Source organism: Microcella frigidaquae, assembly GCF_014200395.1.
In the GTDB taxonomy this organism is placed as follows: Bacteria; Actinomycetota; Actinomycetes; order Actinomycetales; family Microbacteriaceae; genus Microcella; species Microcella frigidaquae.
On record NZ_JACHBS010000001.1, the window covers coordinates 774,318 to 793,672 of the forward strand.

Annotated in this window: 21 protein-coding genes; 11 read left to right on the forward strand and 10 right to left on the reverse strand. The window is 69.7% G+C overall.

Annotated features, from left to right (window positions below):
• The first annotated feature begins 118 nt into the window (after window positions 1-118).
• Entirely contained in the window at window positions 119-679 is a 561-nt protein-coding gene (locus BJ959_RS03905; protein ID WP_341799996.1) for a YceI family protein, read from the forward strand.
• Here BJ959_RS03905 and BJ959_RS03910 read toward each other — a convergent pair.
• Window positions 676-2,034 carry an MFS transporter gene (locus tag BJ959_RS03910; protein ID WP_153982489.1) on the reverse strand — a complete coding sequence of 453 codons (1,359 nt, stop codon included), beginning with the start codon at window positions 2,032-2,034 and terminating at the stop codon, window positions 676-678. The two genes, BJ959_RS03905 and BJ959_RS03910, sit on opposite strands and share 4 nt — an antisense overlap.
• A gap of 52 nt (window positions 2,035-2,086) precedes the next feature.
• Here BJ959_RS03910 and BJ959_RS03915 point away from each other — a divergent pair, with 52 nt between their 5' ends.
• Window positions 2,087-2,581 carry an FBP domain-containing protein gene (locus BJ959_RS03915; RefSeq protein WP_153982488.1) on the forward strand — a complete coding sequence of 165 codons (495 nt, stop codon included), beginning with the start codon at window positions 2,087-2,089 and terminating at the stop codon, window positions 2,579-2,581.
• A gap of 61 nt (window positions 2,582-2,642) precedes the next feature.
• Here BJ959_RS03915 and BJ959_RS03920 read toward each other — a convergent pair whose 3' ends face one another.
• Window positions 2,643-2,822 (reverse strand): hypothetical protein, encoded by a 180-nt coding sequence (locus BJ959_RS03920; RefSeq protein WP_153982487.1) that lies wholly within the window; start codon window positions 2,820-2,822, stop codon window positions 2,643-2,645.
• 40 nt (window positions 2,823-2,862) lie between these two features.
• On the opposite strand from BJ959_RS03920, the gene BJ959_RS03925 reads away from it, so the two are divergent.
• Entirely contained in the window at window positions 2,863-3,657 is a 795-nt protein-coding gene (locus BJ959_RS03925) for an alpha/beta hydrolase (protein ID WP_153982486.1), read from the forward strand.
• Here BJ959_RS03925 and BJ959_RS03930 read toward each other — a convergent pair.
• Window positions 3,654-4,286 carry a hypothetical protein gene (locus BJ959_RS03930; RefSeq protein WP_153982485.1) on the reverse strand — a complete coding sequence of 211 codons (633 nt, stop codon included), beginning with the start codon at window positions 4,284-4,286 and terminating at the stop codon, window positions 3,654-3,656. The genes BJ959_RS03925 and BJ959_RS03930 overlap by 4 nt on opposite strands.
• Window positions 4,287-4,336: 50 nt before the next feature.
• Between BJ959_RS03930 and BJ959_RS03935 the strand changes: the two genes are divergently transcribed.
• Window positions 4,337-5,374, forward strand: a complete 1,038-nt coding sequence (locus tag BJ959_RS03935) for an NAD-dependent epimerase/dehydratase family protein (RefSeq protein ID WP_153982484.1) — start codon at window positions 4,337-4,339, stop codon at window positions 5,372-5,374.
• Here BJ959_RS03935 and BJ959_RS03940 read toward each other — a convergent pair.
• A complete protein-coding gene (locus BJ959_RS03940) occupies window positions 5,341-6,105 on the reverse strand; it encodes a potassium channel family protein (protein WP_153982483.1) in 765 nt (254 codons plus the stop codon). The genes BJ959_RS03935 and BJ959_RS03940 overlap by 34 nt on opposite strands.
• Before the next feature lie 88 nt (window positions 6,106-6,193).
• Here BJ959_RS03940 and BJ959_RS03945 point away from each other — a divergent pair, with 88 nt between their 5' ends.
• The 3 genes from BJ959_RS03945 to BJ959_RS03955 are packed head-to-tail and all read left to right on the forward strand — an operon-like array spanning window position 6,194 to window position 9,505.
• Window positions 6,194-7,141 carry an SDR family oxidoreductase gene (locus BJ959_RS03945; RefSeq protein ID WP_153982482.1) on the forward strand — a complete coding sequence of 316 codons (948 nt, stop codon included), beginning with the start codon at window positions 6,194-6,196 and terminating at the stop codon, window positions 7,139-7,141.
• 28 nt (window positions 7,142-7,169) lie between these two features.
• Window positions 7,170-8,483 carry an MFS transporter gene (locus BJ959_RS03950; protein ID WP_341799994.1) on the forward strand — a complete coding sequence of 438 codons (1,314 nt, stop codon included), beginning with the start codon at window positions 7,170-7,172 and terminating at the stop codon, window positions 8,481-8,483.
• Between the two features lie 59 nt (window positions 8,484-8,542).
• The gene (locus tag BJ959_RS03955; RefSeq protein WP_153982481.1) at window positions 8,543-9,505 is read left to right on the forward strand and encodes an NYN domain-containing protein; all 963 of its coding nucleotides are present in this window, start codon (window positions 8,543-8,545) and stop codon (window positions 9,503-9,505) included.
• Between the two features lie 99 nt (window positions 9,506-9,604).
• Here BJ959_RS03955 and BJ959_RS03960 read toward each other — a convergent pair whose 3' ends face one another.
• Both BJ959_RS03960 and BJ959_RS03965 read right to left on the reverse strand, forming a co-directional pair.
• Window positions 9,605-10,399: a hypothetical protein gene (locus BJ959_RS03960; protein WP_153982480.1), complete on the reverse strand. Its 795-nt coding sequence runs from the start codon at window positions 10,397-10,399 to the stop codon at window positions 9,605-9,607.
• Between the two features lie 13 nt (window positions 10,400-10,412).
• Window positions 10,413-11,006: an RNA polymerase sigma factor gene (locus BJ959_RS03965; RefSeq protein WP_153982479.1), complete on the reverse strand. Its 594-nt coding sequence runs from the start codon at window positions 11,004-11,006 to the stop codon at window positions 10,413-10,415.
• A 215-nt stretch (window positions 11,007-11,221) separates the two neighbouring features.
• Here BJ959_RS03965 and BJ959_RS03970 point away from each other — a divergent pair, with 215 nt between their 5' ends.
• Window positions 11,222-12,160 (forward strand): homocysteine S-methyltransferase family protein, encoded by a 939-nt coding sequence (locus BJ959_RS03970; RefSeq protein WP_153982478.1) that lies wholly within the window; start codon window positions 11,222-11,224, stop codon window positions 12,158-12,160.
• Window positions 12,161-12,284: 124 nt separating this feature from the next.
• Window positions 12,285-14,159: a UvrD-helicase domain-containing protein gene (locus tag BJ959_RS03975; RefSeq protein ID WP_153982477.1), complete on the forward strand. Its 1,875-nt coding sequence runs from the start codon at window positions 12,285-12,287 to the stop codon at window positions 14,157-14,159.
• On the opposite strand, the gene BJ959_RS03980 is transcribed toward BJ959_RS03975, so the two are convergent.
• The gene (locus BJ959_RS03980; protein WP_183321849.1) at window positions 14,156-15,388 is read right to left on the reverse strand and encodes an IS256 family transposase; all 1,233 of its coding nucleotides are present in this window, start codon (window positions 15,386-15,388) and stop codon (window positions 14,156-14,158) included. The two genes, BJ959_RS03975 and BJ959_RS03980, sit on opposite strands and share 4 nt — an antisense overlap.
• A gap of 195 nt (window positions 15,389-15,583) precedes the next feature.
• On the opposite strand from BJ959_RS03980, the gene BJ959_RS12820 reads away from it, so the two are divergent.
• Window positions 15,584-15,787: an ATP-binding domain-containing protein gene (locus tag BJ959_RS12820; RefSeq protein WP_341800067.1), complete on the forward strand. Its 204-nt coding sequence runs from the start codon at window positions 15,584-15,586 to the stop codon at window positions 15,785-15,787.
• A 35-nt stretch (window positions 15,788-15,822) separates the two neighbouring features.
• On the opposite strand, the gene BJ959_RS03990 is transcribed toward BJ959_RS12820, so the two are convergent.
• Window positions 15,823-16,512, reverse strand: a complete 690-nt coding sequence (locus tag BJ959_RS03990; protein ID WP_153983190.1) for a hypothetical protein — start codon at window positions 16,510-16,512, stop codon at window positions 15,823-15,825.
• Window positions 16,513-16,570: 58 nt separating this feature from the next.
• Window positions 16,571-17,239: a DUF7002 family protein gene (locus tag BJ959_RS03995; RefSeq protein ID WP_153983189.1), complete on the reverse strand. Its 669-nt coding sequence runs from the start codon at window positions 17,237-17,239 to the stop codon at window positions 16,571-16,573.
• A 128-nt stretch (window positions 17,240-17,367) separates the two neighbouring features.
• On the opposite strand from BJ959_RS03995, the gene BJ959_RS04000 reads away from it, so the two are divergent.
• A complete protein-coding gene (locus BJ959_RS04000) occupies window positions 17,368-17,718 on the forward strand; it encodes a 3'-5' exonuclease (protein WP_165879078.1) in 351 nt (116 codons plus the stop codon).
• A 74-nt stretch (window positions 17,719-17,792) separates the two neighbouring features.
• Here the strand turns inward: BJ959_RS04000 and BJ959_RS04005 are convergent, their stop codons facing one another.
• On the reverse strand, window positions 17,793-19,025 hold the full coding sequence (locus BJ959_RS04005; protein ID WP_183321849.1) for an IS256 family transposase: 1,233 nt from the start codon (window positions 19,023-19,025) through the stop codon (window positions 17,793-17,795).
• Between the last annotated feature and the right edge of the window lie 330 nt (window positions 19,026-19,355).

The following is a 19,355-nucleotide window of genomic DNA, read 5'->3' on the forward strand; positions in this document are numbered from 1 at the left end:
CGTATTCCGACAGGTATGGAATAGATCGTCGGGGTGCGCGCGTTGACTCGGAGGTGTCGATGCATCTGCATCGACCGGGGCCACCGCGCCCACCATCGAGACGAAGGAGAACCCCCTGGTGACCACCCTCACTGTCGACACGATCCCCGGCTACCGCACCGGAACCTGGACCGTCGATCACGCCCACACCGAGATCGGTTTCAGCGTGCGCCACCTCGCCATCAGCAGGGTCAAGGGCGTCTTCGAGCGCTTCGACGCCACCGTCACGGCGGCCGAGAACCCGCACGACTCGCGCGTCGAGGTGACCGTCGACATGGCCTCGATCAACACCAAGAACGCCGACCGCGACAACCACCTGCGCACGAACGACTTCTTCGATATCGAGCACCACCCGACCATGACCTTCGTGTCGACCGGCCTGCGGGTCGAGGGCGACGCCCTGCTGCTCGACGGCGACCTCACCCTGCGCGGCGTGACCAAGCCCATCACCATCACGGGCGAGTTCGGCGGCATCGCGACCGACCCGTACGGAAACGTGAAGGCGGCCGCGAGCGGCACCACCGTCATCAACCGGCACGACTTCGGTGTCAGCTGGAACGCCGCGCTCGAGACCGGCGGCTTCCTGCTCGGCGACGAGGTCACCATCACGATCGAGGCGCAGTTCCAGCTGCAGGCCTAGATCGGCGGATGCTCCTCATCGGCCGGGCGCTGCAGACCGCTCGCGGCGCCCGGCCCGGTGACGATCGGCCCGGTCGCGGTCGAGACGACGACCGCGGTGTCGGTGAGCGGGTGCGCGAGCTCATCGGGGCCGAGCCGGGCGATCAGCAGGGTCAGCAGCGCCAACACCACCGGGATGACCCCGGCGGCGAGGAACGCCACGGGAATGCCGATGAGCTCACCGACCGGCCCCGCGATCGCCATCGAGATCGGCATGAACACGAGCGAGACGAAGAAGTCGAGGCTCGAGACGCGGCCCAGCATGGCGGGCGGCACCCGGCGCTGCAGCAGAGTGCCCCACACGACGGTGGCACCCGAGAACAGCACGCCGCACACGAACAGCGCGACCACCATCACCCACAGCTGATCGGTGAGCCCGATGACGACGAGGGGCGCGCACCCGAAGCCCCAGGCCAGGATCATGAGCGTCAGGTAGCGGCGCGGCAGCCGCAGCGAGGCGACGACGATCGAGCCGAGCGCCCCGCCGATGCCGAAGGCGGCGAGCGCGAGCGCGAACGCGCCGGCCCCTCCCCCGGTCTGGTCGCGCACCGCGAACGGCAGCAGCACCTCGATCGGCCCCATGATGACGAGCACGAGCAGGGCCGAGTAGAGCAGGGTGGCGAGCAGCCAGCGCGTGCCCACCATGTAGCGCACCCCGTCGCGCACGTCGACCCACACGGCCCTCAGCGGGTGGGTGGGCTCGGCGTCGGCATCGCGGCGCACGGGCGTGAGCCGCATCGTGCCGAGCAGCACGGCGGCGACCGCCTGCGTGCCTCCGACGATGGCGAAGCCGAGCCCGGGTGACAGCACCGCGATCGCCGCGCTCGCGGCGGCGGGTCCGGCGGCGTTGATGAGCGTCGGCCGCAGCACGCCTTCGATGCCGTTGGCGGCCAGCAGCTGGTCGGCGGGCAGCAGCGCCGGCAGCCACGCCGAGTACGCCGGGTAGAAGAAGCCGTCGGCGATGCCGAGCAGCAGCGAGATGACGGCGAGGTGCCACACCTCGATGGTCTCCGTCAGCGCGAGCACGGCGATCGTCACGGCCGAGGCCGCCTTGATCGTCTCGACCGCGGTCAGAATGCGCTTCTGCGGAATGCGGTCGGCCGCGACCCCGCCGAGCAGCACGGCGAGCACGAGCCCGATGCTGCCGGCCGTGGCGACGATCGACAGGTCGACGGGCGTGCCGCCGAGCTCGATCACCTGCCAGACCACGGCGACGACCCACACGCCCGTGCCGAACAGCGACAGCACGAGCGCGAGGGCGAGCAGACGGTACTGCCCGGTTTCGAGGGGCTTGAGCGCCCGAGGGAGCGAGGGCATGACCGCCACCCTATCGGCGGGCGCCCGGCGGTGTGACGTAGCCTGAGAGGCGATGAGAGAGCTCACCGCCGACCAGATCCGGGCCAGCATGGTCAACGCCAGCGAGGCCGAGATCGAGCGGATGACCCTGCCGGGCCTGCACGAGACCCTGTGGAGCGAGCGCGAGTACCTGGGCTGGCGCGATCCGGCCGGCTCGCCGCGCGGCTACATCGTGCACTGGGTCGACGACCGGCCCGTGGGAATCCTGCTGCGCGCCGCGAGCTCGGCCCTGCGACCGGGCATCGGAGCCATGTGCTCGCTGTGCCACACGCCGCAGCCGTCGACCCAGGTCGTCATGTTCAGCGCGCCGCGCGGCGGCGAGGCCGGTCGCGACGGCAACTCGGTCGGCACCTACATCTGCCACGACCTGGGCTGCCCGGCGATCATTCGCATGGTGCCGACGACGAGCGAGCTGACGCTCATGCGCGACGAGGTCATCGCCCGGCGCAGCGCGGGGCTGCAGCAGCGCCTCGAGCGCTTCACGGCGAACATCTTGCGCACGGCCTGAACCGACGCCGGACGGCCACATGAGTCGCCGCGCGACCCGCTCGCGCGTGCAGCGCGACGCGCTAGTTGCGCTCGCGGTGCCCCAGGATGTGGAACGGGATCGCCAGCGACAGGGTGACCGCCATGATGCCGATGAAGAACGTCAGCGCCTGCCACCCCTCCGGCACCGCGTACGCGTACGCGAACAGCACGAACGACGACAGGAAGAGGAGCATCGAGACGACAACGGCGATGAGGTTCATGATGCCTCCATTGTGCCAGGTTGCGGCGAGATAATGCCGCATGACCAGCGAGCATTCGGCCTCCGCCCCCCGTCGCCCCTCCCGTCGCCCCTCCCGCCTCCGACGCCGCGTGCGGCTCGTCGGCTGGAGTGCGCTGAGCGCTCTCGCCCTCGTGGTCCTCGGGTTCGTGATGTGGGCGAGCACCCCGTACCCGGCTGAGCGCGGGCCGGTCATCGACGTGTGGGCGAACGACGCGATCGCGGTCGAGTACCTCCCGGAGGGCATCCTGATGACGCCGACCGTGGGCGGGGGCGACGCGGAGGGCACCGGGCTCGTGTTCGTTCCCGGCGCGCGGGTGCAGGCGCACGCGTACATGCACCAGCTGAGCGGCGTCGTCGAGCAGCACGGTGCGACCGTGCTCATCACCGAGCCGACCCTCAACCTGGCGTTCTTCGACACCCGCACCCTCGCCGACTTCACCACGGCAGCGCCCGAGGTCGACCGCTGGTTCGTCGGCGGGCACTCGCTGGGCGGCGTGCGCGGGTGCCTCATGACGCCCGGCTCCGACGCAGCGGGGCTCGTGCTGTTCGGCAGCTACTGCGCCGGCGACATCGCCGACTCGGGGCTGCCCGTGCTCAGCATCGCGGGCGAGAACGACGCGCTCTCGACGCCCGCGATCATCGAGGAGAACGCCGGGCTGCTGCCCGCCGACGCCGTGTTCGTGACCATCGAGGGCGCCAACCACGCGAGCTTCGGCGACTACGGCCCGCAGTCGGGCGACGGCGAGCGCAGCATCACGAGCGAGCAGATGCGGGCCGAACTGACCGCGCTGCTCGGCGAGGCGCTCGCGGGCTAGACGCGCTCGCGCCGCGTGCGGGCGATCACCCACCAGATGATCGAGCCGACCACGATGCCGCCGATGAGGGCGATGACCGGGGTGAGCAGCACGGGGCCGGCGATCTGGCTCTCCGTCAGCAGGTTCGCGAGGCCGACGTAGACCCAGAAGAAGGCGATGTCGACGAGCGCCGCGATGCCGATGGCGACCCAGGTCACCTTCCACGGGGTGCGCAGGCCCGCGGCCGAGAGCATCCACCCGCTGACGAGCACGGCGAGCGCGATGAGGATCACGCTGCCGATGAGGAACGAGACGACCACCCAGAACAGCAGCTCCGAGCCGCCGTCGAGCGCCCGCAGCAGCGCGTTCGGGTCGTCGCCGCCGAGCGAGCGGGTGAAGGCGCTCACCACGTTGCCGAACAGCGCGGTCGCCGCCAGGGCGGCCAGCGACATGCCGAACGCGAACCAGCCGGCCTGGAACATCGTGTGCGCGACGGCACCGGCGAGAAGGCTCGACTGCGTCTGCTGCCGGGTGAGCGGCTGCCGCTTCACGGGCGTCGCGGGCTTGGCGGGCTTCACGGGATCCGCGGGCGTCGCGGGCTCGGCGGCCGTCGTCTCGGGGCTCGGGGTGGGGGTGGGCTCGGCGGCCATGCGTGCTCCTCGCTCGGGGATACCGCGAATCTAGCGCCTAGAGTGTGGCGATGCGCATGAACGCCCTGCTCGTCGGCGGCTCGGGCCAGATCGGCATCGCCGCCGCGCGCGACCTGCTGCAGGCCGGCGCGAGCGTCACCGTCGCCCACCGCGGTGGGCGCGCCCTGCCGGCCGATCTGCGCGGCCACGTCGCCGAGGCGACCCTCGACCGCGCCGACCCGGATGCCCTCCGCACGCTCGCCCGCGGCCACGACCTCGTGCTCGACTGCATCGCCTTCACCCCGGCCGATGCCGAGCCCTACGCGTCGCTGGTCGGCGAGCTCGGATCGCTCGTCGTCATCTCGACCGCCTCGGTGTACCTCGGCACCAACGGCACGTGGATGGACGCGGCGACGGGTGAGGACGACTTCCCGCGGTTTCCGGTGCCGATCACCGAGGAGCACCCGACCGTCGATGCCGACGTCGACGGCTACTCGCCGCAGAAGGGCGCGCTCGAGCGCGCCCTGCTCGCCGTCGACGGGCTGCCCGTCACGATCCTGCGGCCGGGGGCGATCCACGGCCCGGGCTCACCGGCCCTGCGCGAGTGGTACTTCATCAAGCGCGCGCTCGACGGCCGGCGCCGAGTGCCGCTGACCGACCGCGGCGAGAGCCGGTTCGGCACGACGGCGACGGCCGTGATCGCCGACCTCGTGCGGCGGGCGGGCGAGCATCCGGGCCGTCGCGTTCTGAACGCGGCCGACGACCCCGCCCCGACGGCGCTCGAGATCGGGCAGGCGGTGTTCGCCCACCTCGGTCATGAGGCCGAGTTCGACCTGCTGCCGCGCGGTGCGGGTGGGCCGGAGAGCACGGTCGGCCAGCATCCGTGGGCGGTGCCGGTGCCGGTGGTCATGAGCATGGAGGCCGCGCGGCGCGAGCTCGACTACGCGCCGATCGGCAGCCACCGCTCGACCATCGGCCCCGCCATCGACGACATGATCGCCGCGATCGGCGACGGGGACTGGCGCGAGCGGTTCCCGGCGCTCGCGCACCGGTACGGCGCCGACGGCTGGTTCGACTACGACGCGGAGGACGCGCTGCTCGGCGACTGAGGCTCGTCGCCCGCCGTGGCGTGACCGACCGACCCGCTGCCGACCGAGCCGCTGCCGACCCGTGCGGCCGCGACACGTTCGCCGATGTACGACACGACGATCGCCGAGGTCGTGCCGACGATCACCAGCCCGCCGCCCATGAGCAGAACGGCGAGGAAGCGTCCGACGTCGGTGACGGGGTAGGTGTCGCCGTAGCCGACGGTGGTGATTGTGACGATCGACCACCAGACGGCGTCGCCGAACGTGGTGATGGTGGCGCCCTCGGCGCCGCGCTCGGCCTGCAGGGTGGCGAGCGCGATCACGTACACGAACACCGCCGCGTAGATCACGGCGTGCGCGCCGACCGAGCTGCGCACGGCGGTTCCCGAGCCGCCCGCGAACAGCGGGATGTGCCGCAGCAGGGTCACGACCCGCAGGGCGCGGAAGAGCGGCATGAACAGCGCGAGCACGTCGAGCGGATGCGTCAGCAGGAAGTGCCCGCGACGCCCCCGGTCGCTTAGCACGACGCGCGCGACCATGTCGACGGCGAAGACGGCCCAGGTCGCGATGAGCACACTGGCCGTCACGATCAGCAGCGCCCCGTCGAGCTCGGGCAGCAGCACGAGCACGGAATAGGCGACGAGAAACGCGGTGCCGAGCACGGCGAGCGTCGTCGAGGTGCGCGCCTCCCAGGCGAGGCGGCGGGCGTCCGGGAGGGCAGCACGGGCGGGCGAGGCGGCGGTCGCGGTCATGGTCACATTCTGGGGGCGGCACTCCCAGCACCGCCACGGCTCCGAATGATGGGATGTCCGCACCACGCATCCCGATCACGGAGACTCCATGCCCCGCACCGCGCTCGACTCCACCCCGCCCGACCTCACCGACCGCCTCGTCGTCATCACCGGCGCCAACAGCGGCCTCGGGCTGGGCCTCACCGAGCGGCTGGCCGCCGCCGGCGCGGAGGTCGTCATGGCCGTGCGCAACCGCGAGAAGGGCGAGCGGGCGGCGGAGGGGGTGCGCGGGCGGAATCCGGATGCGCGCCTGCGCCTGCTCGACTGCGACCTGGCCGACCTCGGCAGCGTGCGCGCGGCCGCGCAGACCCTGCTCGACGAGGGGCGCGCGGTGGACATCCTGATCAACAACGCCGGCATCATGGCGGTGCCCGACCGGCGCGAGACCATCGACGGCTTCGAGCTGCAGTTCGGCAGCAACCACCTGGGGCCGTTCGCCCTCACCGGACTGCTCATGCCGGCGCTGCAGAAGGCGGATGCCCCGCGCGTGATGTCGACGAGCAGCATCGTCGCCCGCATCGGTCGGTGGCAGTGGAACAACCTCAACGCCGAGCGGCGCTACTCGGCCTGGGGCGCGTACGCGCTGTCGAAGCTCGCGAACCTGGCGTTCGCGCGCGAGCTCCAGCGGCGCAGCGACCTCGAGGGCTGGGGCGTGACGAGCACGGCCGCGCACCCGGGCGGCACCTCGACGAACCTGCAGGTCACCGGACCGCGCGACGGTCGACCCGTCGAGGGTGCGGCGAAGCGCCGGATGGACCGGATCATGCAGACGGTCGACGAGGGGATCCGCCCCGCGCTCGTCGCGGCGGCGAGCCCGACCGCCCTGCCCGGTGCCTACTACGGGCCGAACGGCGCGATGGAGCTGCGCGGTGCGGCCTCGCTCGCCTGGGTGCCGTTCCCCGCGCGCGACGCCTCCGCCCTGGTGCGGCTGTGGGACGTCTCGGAGCAGCTGACCGGCGTGCGCTACGCGGAGCACGCTGAGACGGTGTCTCGATAACGGCCGAAGGGCGTACGCTGGAGCAACTGTGACTGCTCCCCCCACCGCCCGCCGCGGCCATCTCGTCGACACGCGCCCGCTGCGCGAGAGCCCCGCTTTCGCCCGCATGTGGCTCGGCGCGGCGATCACCGGCATCGGCAGCCAGATGACGATCGTGGCGGTGGGCCTCGACATCTACGAGCGCACCGCGTCGACCTTCGCCGTCTCGCTCGTCGCCGCCTTCGCGCTCGTGCCGATGATCGTGTTCGGCCTCTACGGCGGGGCACTCGCTGACCGCTTCGACCGTCGTCGGGTCGCCCTCGTCGCCGCGCTCGTCGCCTGGGGCTCGACCGCGGCGATCGCCGTCTACAGCTGGCTCGGCGTGCCCGATATCGCTCCGCTGTACCTGTTCATCACCCTCAACTCGGTCGCGGCGATCCTCGTGCAGGTCGCGCGCTCGGCGATGGTGCCGCGGCTCGTTCGGCTCGAGCTGCTGCCCGCAGCCGGCGCCCTCGGCGGCATCAGCGCGGGCGTGCAGCTGACCCTCGGGCCCGCGCTCGCGGGCGTGCTCGTCGCCTACGCCGGCTTCGGCATCACCTACACGGTCGACGTGCTGCTCTTCCTCGGCGCGTTCTGGGGGCTGTACACGCTGCCGGCGATGGTGCCCGACGGCGAGCGCCGCCGAGCCGACCTGCGCTCGGTCGTCGAGGGCTGGCGCTTTCTGGGCGTGGCCCCGAACATCCGGGCATCGTTCGTGCTCGACATCGTCGCGATGACGTTCGGCAACCCGCGCGTGCTCTTTCCCGCCGTGGGCGCCCTGCTCATCGGGGGCGGCGCGGTGACCGTGGGCATCCTGTCGTCGGCGGGCGCGGTCGGCATGCTCGTGCTCGGGCTGCTCTCGGGGCGCATCACGCGTGTACGGGCGCACGGGGTCGGCATGGTGGTGGCGGTCGCGGCGTACGGCGCGAGCATCCTGTTGTTCGGCATTCTGCTCGCGGTCACCACGGTGCTGCCGCACGACGTCGGCACCGACATCACCGAGGCGAACATCCCGGCCCTCGTGATCGCCGCCGTGCTGCTGGCGCTCTCGGGAGCCGCCGACACGGTCAGCATGATCTACCGCACGACGATGATCCAGGCCGCGGTGCCCGACATCATGCGCGGGCGCCTGCAGGGCCTCTTCACCGTGGTCGTCAACGGCGGGCCGCGCGTCGGCGACCTCTACATCGGCATGCTCAGTGTTGCGGCCGTGCTGTGGTTTCCTCCCCTGCTCGGCGGGCTCATCATCATCGTCGTTTGCGCGGTGTTCCTGCGGCTCTACCGCAGCCTTCGCGAGTACGACGCACTCGACCCGAAGCCCTGACGCCCCCGGCCAGGTCGCCGCCTGTCAGACTGGGCACACCGCCAACAGGAGGGGGCCTTATGGCTGAGCCCGCAGAGAGCCGCGTCGCGGTGTACATCGACTTCGACAACATCGTTATCTCGCGCTACGACCAGATCCACGGTCGCGGCGCCTGGCGCAAGGACAACGTCTACCGACTGCCGTCGGGGCTCACCGAGGCGACCGATGAGATCCGTGAGCGGCTTCGCTCGGCCGAGGTCGACATCGGGGCGATCCTCGACTTCGCCTCGTCGTTCGGCACCATCGTGCTCTCGCGGGCCTACGCCGACTGGTCGGTGGGGGTGAACGCGAGCTACCAGGGCCAGCTCATGGAGCGCGCCGTCGATCTCACGCAGCTCTTCCCCGCCACCCAGCAGATGAAGAACGGCGCTGACATCCGCCTGTCGGTCGACGTCGTCGAAGACCTCTTCCGCCTGCCCGACATCACGCACGTCGTCATCGCGGCCGGCGACAGCGACTACATCGCCCTCGCGCAGCGGGCCAAGCGCCTCGGCCGGTACATCGTCGGCGTCGGCGTCGCCGGCGGCACGAGCAAGAGCCTGCGTGCGGCGTGCAACGAGTACGCCGACTACGACGCCCTGCCGGGCATCCGGCCGGCCGCCCACATCGCCGCCGCCCTCGTCGCACCGGGGCCGGATGCGGAGCCGACGCCCGACGACACCGCCCCCGCGCGGCGCACCGGCGGGCGCCGCGCCTCGAGCGGCAGGCCCGCCGCCCCGGCCGCCGAGTCGACCGAGACGCCGACCTCGAAGCGGGCGGCGAGCGCGCTGCTCGTGCGCGCCCTGCGCCTCGTGCACGAAGCGGACGACTCGGAGTGGGCGCACGCTTCGGCCTTGAAGCAGCAGATGAAGCGCCTCGACCCGGCGTTCAACGAGAAGGCTCTCGGCTACAGCTCGTTCACCGACTTCGTGAAGTCCCGCGCCAACATCGTCGAGCTCGACGAGTCGACCCAGACCCGGCTGGTGCGGCTGCGCGAGAGCTAGACGCGCCCGGGCGGAGCCTGAACGGGCCGGCCGCCTCACACACTCAGAAGGGTTCGGCACCACCTGGTGCCGAACCCTTCCTCGTGCAGGTCAGGCGGATCAGTCTTCAGCGGTGGTAGAGCCGGCGTCGTCATCCGCCTCGTCGTCATCGAGCGGGGCAGTCGCGTCATCGTCGTCCGACTCGTCCTCGGTGTACGGAGCCGGGTCGTCGTTGAGATCGGACTCGTCATCGATGTACGGAGCCGGGTCGTCGTTGAGATCGGACTCGTCATCGATGTACGGAGCCGGGTCATCATTCAGGTCCGAATCGTCATCCACGTACGGAGCCGGGTCATCATTCAGATCAGACTCGTCATCCACGTACGGAGCCGGGTCATCATTCAGATCAGACTCGTCATCCACGTACGGAGCCGGGTCATCATTCAGATCAGACTCGTCATCCACGTACGGGGCCGGGTCATCGTCCGTTCCGGTGACGGTCGAGATGACCGTGTCGAACGCGCTCTGCACCGGCCCCGGAAGTGCACCAGCGGCTCCGACTCCCCCGGCGCCGAGCACGAGCACTCCGGCACCCAGGGCAATCTTCGACACAAGGCCGAGACCAGAAATCCATTCCATCACTCTTCGTACTCCCCTTCTCAGTGCCGACCTCGCGCCCACGAGAGCGGGAGCGCCGGCAGTCGACGACGATGCCGCGGTGGCATCGCCTGTGGCCGAGAGAGAAGGCGAACCGAGAGCGTCGAAGAACGCGTTCAGCGACGCCGACGCAACCGGTGCAGGCGCCTCCGCAGCGACAGATCGCAGTTCATCGATGGCCTCGGCGAGTGACTGCAACTCTGGCCGGCTCGCCGGGGTCACCCCGGAGAGAACCTGTTCGGCCTCGGCCGCGCTCATTCGCTTTCTCATCTCACTGCTCGCTATCGTCCGGAGGGGCGTCAGGGGTACGGGTCGGGGCAAGTTTCTTCCGCAGCCGTTCGAGCGCCCGGCGCTGCAGCGCCTTCACGGCACCCTCGCGCTTGCCGAGCACGGCGGCCACCTGCTCGACGGTCAGGTCGGCGACGATGCGGAGCAACATGACGTCGCGCTGGTCGGGCGGCAGGTCAGTGATGAGCGCGAGCGCGCGCTGGTCGCCGAGTCGAGCGGCGGCCTCGTCTTCGGCGCTGGATGCCCGCCGCGGGTCCTCCTCGGCGAGCAGCTCGACGGTCTCGCCGCGTCGGCTCCGCATCCGCAGCTCGTCGACGAGACGGCGGTAGGCGATCGAGAAGACGAACGAGCGGAAGGCGGCCGCGTCGCCGCGGAAGCTGCCGAGGCGGTCGAACACGACCAGGAAGACCTCGCTCGTGAGGTCGTCGGGCTCGCGCGATCCGCGGGCGGCGGCGAAGGCGGCGACAGCCGGAGCGTGGTCGTTCCACAGTCGGGTGCACGCCCAGCTCGCCCCCGCCTGGGCGGCGGCGAGCACGCTCGCGAACGCTTCGGCGCCCGCATCCCCCCGGTCGGTCATCGCCACTACAGGCTAGGGGCGCGACAGGAGGGCGCCAAACCGGTTGGCGCACGAATGTTCGCGTTCGCGTCGAGGGGGCGAGAGGGGCGAGGCTTGTCTGGCGACCGCCCCCGTGGCAGACTCGGCGGCTACTCGGCCGCTACCCTGCAGCTGATCGACGGCGACACTGCGGATCCGCGCCGGGCACTCACGCCTGCCGCTGGTTGGAGGCCACGATGACGCCGACCACTCCGCTCGCGCTGCCCGACGGCCCGATGCTGCTCACCGACGGCGGCCTCGAGACGACCCTGATCTTCCACGAGGGCCTCGACCTGCCCTCGTTCGCCGCCTTCCCGCTGCTGGCGAGCGAGCCCGGCCGCGACGCTCTGCGCCGCTACTACCGGGCCTACCTCGCCATCGCCCGCCGGCACGGCCTGGGCATCATTCTCGAGACCGCGACCTGGCGGGCGAGCGCCGACTGGGGTGCCCTGCTCGGGTACGACGCGGCCGCGCTGCGCGACATCACCGTCGCCGCCGTCGACCTGCTGCGCGAACTGCGCGACGCCGAGGCGGAACCCAGCACGGTGCTGATCAGCGGCTGCGTCGGACCCCGCGGCGACGGCTACTCGGCAGATCTGCGGATGACCCCCGATGAGGCCGCCGCCTACCACCACGCGCAGATCGCCACGCTGGCCGCGGCCGGCGTCGACCTCGTGTCGGCGCACACCATCACGCACGTCGAGGAGGCGATCGGCGTCGTGCGGGCCGGCGCCTCGGTCGACGTGGCAACGGTGATGTCGTTCACGGTGGAGGTCGACGGCCGACTGCCGAGCGGTCAGCCCCTCACCGAGGCGATTCTGCAGCTGGACGACGCGACGGATGCCGGCGCCCTGCACCTGATGGTGAACTGCGCGCACCCCACCCACCTGGAGGCCGCGCTCGACCCCACGTCGCCCGCGCTCGCTCGGTTGCGGGGCTTCCGCGCCAACGCATCGACGATGAGCCACGCCGAACTCGACGAGGCGGAGGCCCTCGACGCGGGAGACCCGCACGACCTCGCGCAGCGCGTCGCCGCCCTCACCGCGACGCTGCCGGCGCTGACCGTGCTCGGGGGGTGCTGCGGCACCGACGACCGCCACATCGCCGCGATCGCTGCGGCGTGCGCCCCGCGATAGGGCGGACGCGGTGCCCGCGCGTTGACCGGCGGTCACGACACCCGGTCAGGGGGTAACACTGCGTGAGCATCCCTCGCCAGAATGGGGTGAGGCGCGTGCCCGAGCACGCCGTGCAAGGGGGATCGTGGGACAGGCAGGCGCATCAGCCGGCGTCGAGGCGCGTCGCCAGAGCGCACTGGCGACCGAACTCGACAGGCGCGCCGCCGAAGCGCGCGCAGCGGCCGAACGGTGGATGATCGCCCACCGCACCGAGCGGCAGGTGGCTGGCACGCTCGCGCCGCTGACCGCGTGCGGCTACACGTTCTTGCACGACCGCGGCTGGCCGGGCGCGCGGCGCGGCAGCCGCAGCCAGATCGACCACGTGCTCGTCGGGCCGGGCGGCGTGTTCATCGTCGACACGAAGAGCTGGCGCGACGTGACCGTGGCGGGAGGCCGCATCTTCCGCGGGCAGGCCGACGTCACCGATGACCTGAGCGGGCTCGCCGACGTGGGGGTGGGCACCGAGGGGGTGCTCGCCGAGCTGGGGCTCGCTCCGGGTGAGGTGCACGTCGTCGTGGTGCTCGCGGGGTCGGCGATGGACCCCGTGCCGCTCGCGAGCCTGGGCGGCCTGGTGGTGGTCGGCGAGCGGCGGGCATCCGCGTTCATCAACGGCTTCGGCGGGCGACTGACCGAGCGGCAGCTCGCCGTCGTATTGGGTGCTGTCAACGCGCACTTCCCCGTGCTCGGAGACGAGCCGGTGCCGCTCGACCTGAGCGTTGCCGAGCCGGTGCTCGACGAGCCGGCCCTGCTGACCGTCGATGAGGTGGCCGAGACGTTCCTGGCCGGGATGCTCGCCGCCCCGATCGAGGAGTGGATGGCCTTTCTGCACCCCGATCAGGCGCGGCTCGTGCGGCGCAGCTTCTCGGGGCCGGCGAGAATCCGCGGCGCCGCGGGAACCGGCAAGACGGTGGTGGGGCTGCATCGGGCGGCGTACTTGGCGCGAGCATCCACGGGCCGGGTGGTGGTGACGACGTTCGTGAAGACGCTGCCGGCGGTGCTCGGCTCGCTGCTGCACCGGCTGGCGCCCGACGTGGTCGAGCGGGTCGAATTCACGGGCGTGCATTCCTTTGCGGTGCGCGTGCTGCGCGAGCGCGGGCAGCGGGTCAGCCTCGACCTCGGGGCGGCGAACCAGGCCTTCAACTACGCCTGGAACCGCGCGGGCAAAGACGGCCCCCTCGGCGAGCTCGACCCGAACAGCCGCTACTGGCGCGACGAGATCGCGAAGGTCATCAAGGGTCGCGGGCTGTCGACGTTTGAGCAGTACGCCGACCTGCCGCGTGCCGGGCGCCGCCGCCCGCTACGCATCGAGCAGCGCCGGGCGGTGTGGCAGCTGCATCTCGCCTACGAGGGGGCGCTGCGCGAGCGCGGCCTGGTCGACTTCGAAGACCTCATCCTGCGCGCCGAGGCCTCGCTGCGTGAGACCCCGATGCAGGGCGTCGACCACGTCATCATCGACGAGGCCCAAGACCTCTCGTGCGCGATGCTGCGCATGCTGCACGCTGTTGTCGGCGATCGCCCCGACGGCCTGACGCTGATTGGCGACGGCCAGCAAACGATCTACCCCGGCGGATACTCCCTCGCCGAGGCGGGCATCTCGGTGGCCGGCCGCGGCGTCGTGCTCGCCACCAACTACCGCAACACGCGCGAGATCGCTCTTTTCGCCTCGGCCGTCGTGGAGGGCGACGAGTTCGTCGACCTCGAAGGCGGCCCCGGCCGGGCGGATGCTGCCGCCGAGGTCATCCGCACCGGCCCGTCACCCACGCTGCACTCGTTCGCGTCGCTCGCTCTTCATGACGCGGCGCTCGTGTCGCACGTACGGACGCTGGTAGCCTCCGACGTCGACCCCGGTGACATCGGCGTGCTGACCGCCACGAATCGGGATGCTCTCGCCCTGCTCGGCCACGTCCCGCTGAGTGGTGGTCTTTCGTTTCCACGCGATGATCAGCTGGCTGCAGTCTAGGCGGCCGTGATCTCGGGCAGCATCACCGCGTCCTCGACCGAGCTGGTGGCGGTGAGTTCGGCCATGGACGCTTCGGAAAAGTAACGGCGGTCGCCAGCTTCCCATTCGTCGTGCTGCTCGATCAAAACGGCGCCGGTCAGGCGCAGCAGGCTGGCAGTGTTCGGGAACACTCCGACGACGTCGGTGCGACGTTTGATCTCACGGTTCAGCCGTTCCAGCGGATTCGTCGACCAGATCTGCCGCCAATGCCGGGCGGGGAAGTGCTTGAACGCCAGCACGTCGGCTCGGGCATCGTGGAGCATCTGGGCAGCCTTGGGGTGAACGCGGTCGATCATGCGAGCAACCTCCTCGAACTGCGCGTCAATATGCTCAGCGTCGGGTTGGGCGAAGATCGTGCGGATGATCGAGGCCACCATCTCCTGCCGACCCTTAGGCAGGACGGTGAGCACGTTGCGCATGAAATGCACGCGGCACCGCTGCCAGGCCGCTCCCTGCACCACCACCGCGATAGCTGCTTTCAAACCCGCGTGCGCGTCGGAGATCACCAGCTTCACCCCGGAAAGCCCTCGAGCTTTCAACGATCGCAGGAACGCTTTCCAGAACTCCTCCGTTTCGCTGTCGCCCACGTCAAAGCCGAGCACCTGACGGTGCCCGTCAGCGGTGATCCCGATCGCGACCACAACCGCTTGAGACACCACCCGCCCGTCGATGCGAACCTTGCAATAGGTGGCGTCCAAGAAGACGTAGGGGTAGGCGATCTGAGACAGGGATCGGTCGCGGAATGCCGCAACCGTCGCGTCCAGGCCGGCGCAGATGCGAGACACCTCGGACTTCGAGATGCCCGTGTCGGCGCCGAGCGCCTTGACCAGATCGTCAACCTTGCGGGTGGAGACGCCGTGCAGGTAGGCCTCCATCACCACGGCGAACAGCGCCTGATCGACCCGGCGGCGCCGCTCCAACAACGACGGAAAGAAACTGCCGGCCCGCAGCTTCGGGATCCGCAACTCCAGATCTCCCGCAGTGGTCGACAGGGTGCGCAACCTCGCCCCGTTGCGAGTCGCAACGCGCTCGGCGGTGCGCTCGTAGGGTCCGGCGCCGATCACCGACGCGGCTTCGGCGTCGATCAGTTCTTGGTAGAGCCGTTCGGTCATCTGACGGATGCGGTCGGTGGTGTCGGTGAGTTTCAGCTCGGCGAGCAGCTGAAGCAGGGCAGACTGATTGAGGGCCATCGTGCGATCTCCTGTCGTGAGTAACTTGGTCGTTCTCACTGACCATCGCACGGTGGCCCCTCACGTCAACGACACGACGCTCAGGACCGGAAAGTCCACCACCCCACGGGACTCAGGCCCCTGCTCGCCGCGCTGCGCGCCAGCGGCTTCGGCGTCATCGAGCTGGAGAGCTATTCGGGTGTCGCCGCTCCCCTAGTGAAAGTCGGAACGATCAAGCGGGCCAAGGGCCTCGAGTTCAAGCAGGTGCTGCTGGCCAGGGTCGACGGGTCACTGCTGGCCCCAGTTGCCGAGGGGCTCGACGAGGGAGCGGCCGAAGCGCGCGAGATTGCGCGGCGCGAGTTGTACGTCGGGATGACCCGCGCTCGCGATGGGCTGTGGGTTGGGTCGACTGCTCACTGACGCCGGCGACGTGTTCGCACCGGTCCCACCGCGCTTCAGGTGTCCAGGCCTAGGGCATCGCGCATAAGGGCAACGATTCCCTTGACTTCACGTTCATCCGCCTCCGGGGTGCGCAAAGATCGAGGCTCGAACAGACGCAAAGGGGCTCGCGTCGTGGGAAAGAACTGGAGACTCCCGACGACTCCCCGGTGAGACAGAACCGCAACGTCAATAGGCGGCCACTCCTGATAAGTCGGCGTTTCGCCGACGGCCGCGTCGAGAACTCTGCGACGGTCAATGAATTGCATAACCCCGCGGCCCGGTCGGGATGGACCCACACAAAGCCCTTTGGGCCCGACGGCAAGGATCGCGGCTGGCGGTACGGTCAGGGTTGAGACGTTCTGGGCAGCAGCCAGGGTTTGTTCGAGATCAGGAGCCTTGAGGATGGCAACGATCACCGCAGGCTCCCCGACCATTTCAGCCACGGCCTTCTCTGCAGCCAGCAGAGAGTTGCGGCTCAAGGGCTCGCCAGAGTTGCTCTCGAAGATCGATCCGAAAATGGCCGTGACGAGAAGAACCGCGCCTCCGATCCACAGCAGCCTCTGTTCTATCGGCAGCCCGTCGGTCAGAATCACAGCGGGCCAGACCGCTAGTCCGAATCCGATCATGCTGGCGAACCAGGCCCGCCGCTGCTGCTTGTGGTAGGTCAGACCCATCGCGGTTTGCGGACGTTCGCGAGTCGTCATGGTCCCAGCCTAAGGCTGGCCATCCGAGGCTGCGCGGCGCCTCCCGCTATTGATGACGTCAGCCAACCGGCAGATGCTCGACAACCTCCCCGCCGACAACGCGCTCGACGCTTCGCACGTGCCGCACGATGTCGGGCACACTCCCGAGCACGGTCAACTCCTTCACGTCAGGCCGGTCGGCCCTCACCGGTGCCGCCCGATGCGGATGCGGGTAGTCGGCGATCTTCACGAACGTGTCGCTGCCGCGCGGCGTCTTGCTGTGCGGCTGCGCGAAGCCAGAGTTGATGCGGCACAGCTCGATCCGATCTTCGTGCACGGCGACGAGGCTGGCCGTGTCGATCACCAGCACCAGGCTCGGAGTGCTGCGGTACCGCCGAGCCCCGACCAGACCATCAACCTGCCCACGCTGCAAGAAGAAGAACACCCGCTCGTTGAGCGTCTGCAGCCACTGCTCGACCGTCAGGTCGGTGAGGCTGTCTCTCAACGACGTCTCGTTGAGCGGCCCTTGATCGCGCACGACAGCCGACCCGAGAACGGGATGCTCAAGCACCGTGCCTTCCGCCCGCACAGTGGTCAGCAGCTCACGCCGTCGAGCGTCGTCGACCTCCCACTTATCGAGCACGGCCGCCGTGCTGAGCAGCCCGTGCTCCCGAATGCTAGGCCAGCTTCCGTCGACCGCCGTGTGAAACAGGAACGGATAGAGCCGCACAAGCTCAGAAGTCAGCACGGCCCGACTGTAGCGCCGCGCTGCCCGGCCGGGCGGATGCTGCCGCCGAGGTCATCCGCACCGGCCCGTCACCCGCGCTGCACTCGTTCTCGTCGCTCGCCGCGCACGACGCCGCCCTCATCTCGCACGTGCGCACGCTGGTCGCTTCGGGCGTCGACCCCGGTGACATCGGCGTGCTGACGGCCACGAATCGGGATGCTCTCTCCCTGCTCGCCGCGCTGCGCGCCGCCGACTTCGGCGTCATCGAGCTCGAGAGCTACGCGGGCGCCCCCGCTCCCCTAGTGAAGGTCGGAACGATCAAGCGCGCCAAGGGCCTCGAGTTCAAGCAGGTGCTGCTGGCGCGAGTCGATGGGTCGCTGCTGGCCCCGGTTGCCGAGGGGCTCGACGACGGAGCGGCTGAAGCGCGCGAGATTGCGCGGCGGGAGTTGTACGTCGGGATGACCCGCGCCCGCGATGGGTTGTGGGTTGGGTCTGTGTGAGTCATCGCGCAATTCGGCCACGTCCCGCTGAGTGGTGGTCTTTCGTTTCCACGCGATGATCAGCTGGCTGCAGTCTAGGCGGCCGTGATCTCGGGCAGCATCACCGCGTCCTCGACCGAGCTGGTGGCGGTGAGTTCGGCCATGGACGCTTCGGAAAAGTAACGGCGGTCGCCAGCTTCCCATTCGTCGTGCTGCTCGATCAAAACGGCGCCGGTCAGGCGCAGCAGGCTGGCAGTGTTCGGGAACACTCCGACGACGTCGGTGCGACGTTTGATCTCACGGTTCAGCCGTTCCAGCGGATTCGTCGACCAGATCTGCCGCCAATGCCGGGCGGGGAAGTGCTTGAACGCCAGCACGTCGGCTCGGGCATCGTGGAGCATCTGGGCAGCCTTGGGGTGAACGCGGTCGATCATGCGAGCAACCTCCTCGAACTGCGCGTCAATATGCTCAGCGTCGGGTTGGGCGAAGATCGTGCGGATGATCGAGGCCACCATCTCCTGCCGACCCTTAGGCAGGACGGTGAGCACGTTGCGCATGAAATGCACGCGGCACCGCTGCCAGGCCGCTCCCTGCACCACCACCGCGATAGCTGCTTTCAAACCCGCGTGCGCGTCGGAGATCACCAGCTTCACCCCGGAAAGCCCTCGAGCTTTCAACGATCGCAGGAACGCTTTCCAGAACTCCTCCGTTTCGCTGTCGCCCACGTCAAAGCCGAGCACCTGACGGTGCCCGTCAGCGGTGATCCCGATCGCGACCACAACCGCTTGAGACACCACCCGCCCGTCGATGCGAACCTTGCAATAGGTGGCGTCCAAGAAGACGTAGGGGTAGGCGATCTGAGACAGGGATCGGTCGCGGAATGCCGCAACCGTCGCGTCCAGGCCGGCGCAGATGCGAGACACCTCGGACTTCGAGATGCCCGTGTCGGCGCCGAGCGCCTTGACCAGATCGTCAACCTTGCGGGTGGAGACGCCGTGCAGGTAGGCCTCCATCACCACGGCGAACAGCGCCTGATCGACCCGGCGGCGCCGCTCCAACAACGACGGAAAGAAACTGCCGGCCCGCAGCTTCGGGATCCGCAACTCCAGATCTCCCGCAGTGGTCGACAGGGTGCGCAACCTCGCCCCGTTGCGAGTCGCAACGCGCTCGGCGGTGCGCTCGTAGGGTCCGGCGCCGATCACCGACGCGGCTTCGGCGTCGATCAGTTCTTGGTAGAGCCGTTCGGTCATCTGACGGATGCGGTCGGTGGTGTCGGTGAGTTTCAGCTCGGCGAGCAGCTGAAGCAGGGCAGACTGATTGAGGGCCATCGTGCGATCTCCTGTCGTGAGTAACTTGGTCGTTCTCACTGACCATCGCACGGTGGCCCCTCACGTCAACGACACGACGCTCAGGACCGGAAAGTCCACCACCCCACGGGACTCAGGCAACCCAGGGGACGCCACCACTCTGCCTGCCTGCACCGTGCCCTCGTGGGTCTTCTCGAGCGCGTCGGGATGTCGCGCCAACGCAGCATCGGCTGTGGCAACCGGCGCACAATTGCAAGAGCAAATGCTTCGAGCCCATTCGCCACGAATGACTCGACCTGCGGACCCTAGCGTTGACACGCTCGAGTGCCTGGCGAGCGAGTCATCCAATGG

What these genes read in the sequence shown, in the direction of transcription:
- BJ959_RS03910 (WP_153982489.1), bottom strand. Translation starts at nt 2,034, where the DNA reads ATGCCCTCGCTCCCTCGGGCGCTCAAGCCCCTCGAAACCGGGCAGTAC.
- BJ959_RS03915 (WP_153982488.1), top strand. Translation starts at nt 2,087, where the DNA reads ATGAGAGAGCTCACCGCCGACCAGATCCGGGCCAGCATGGTCAACGCC.
- BJ959_RS03920 (WP_153982487.1), bottom strand. Translation starts at nt 2,822, where the DNA reads ATGAACCTCATCGCCGTTGTCGTCTCGATGCTCCTCTTCCTGTCGTCG.
- BJ959_RS03925 (WP_153982486.1), top strand. Translation starts at nt 2,863, where the DNA reads ATGACCAGCGAGCATTCGGCCTCCGCCCCCCGTCGCCCCTCCCGTCGC.
- BJ959_RS03930 (WP_153982485.1), bottom strand. Translation starts at nt 4,286, where the DNA reads ATGGCCGCCGAGCCCACCCCCACCCCGAGCCCCGAGACGACGGCCGCC.
- BJ959_RS03935 (WP_153982484.1), top strand. Translation starts at nt 4,337, where the DNA reads ATGCGCATGAACGCCCTGCTCGTCGGCGGCTCGGGCCAGATCGGCATC.
- BJ959_RS03940 (WP_153982483.1), bottom strand. Translation starts at nt 6,105, where the DNA reads ATGACCGCGACCGCCGCCTCGCCCGCCCGTGCTGCCCTCCCGGACGCC.
- BJ959_RS03945 (WP_153982482.1), top strand. Translation starts at nt 6,194, where the DNA reads ATGCCCCGCACCGCGCTCGACTCCACCCCGCCCGACCTCACCGACCGC.
- BJ959_RS03955 (WP_153982481.1), top strand. Translation starts at nt 8,543, where the DNA reads ATGGCTGAGCCCGCAGAGAGCCGCGTCGCGGTGTACATCGACTTCGAC.
- BJ959_RS03960 (WP_153982480.1), bottom strand. Translation starts at nt 10,399, where the DNA reads ATGAGCGCGGCCGAGGCCGAACAGGTTCTCTCCGGGGTGACCCCGGCG.
- BJ959_RS03965 (WP_153982479.1), bottom strand. Translation starts at nt 11,006, where the DNA reads ATGACCGACCGGGGGGATGCGGGCGCCGAAGCGTTCGCGAGCGTGCTC.
- BJ959_RS03970 (WP_153982478.1), top strand. Translation starts at nt 11,222, where the DNA reads ATGACGCCGACCACTCCGCTCGCGCTGCCCGACGGCCCGATGCTGCTC.
- BJ959_RS03980 (WP_183321849.1), bottom strand. Translation starts at nt 15,388, where the DNA reads ATGGCCCTCAATCAGTCTGCCCTGCTTCAGCTGCTCGCCGAGCTGAAA.
- BJ959_RS03990 (WP_153983190.1), bottom strand. Translation starts at nt 16,512, where the DNA reads ATGACGACTCGCGAACGTCCGCAAACCGCGATGGGTCTGACCTACCAC.
- BJ959_RS04005 (WP_183321849.1), bottom strand. Translation starts at nt 19,025, where the DNA reads ATGGCCCTCAATCAGTCTGCCCTGCTTCAGCTGCTCGCCGAGCTGAAA.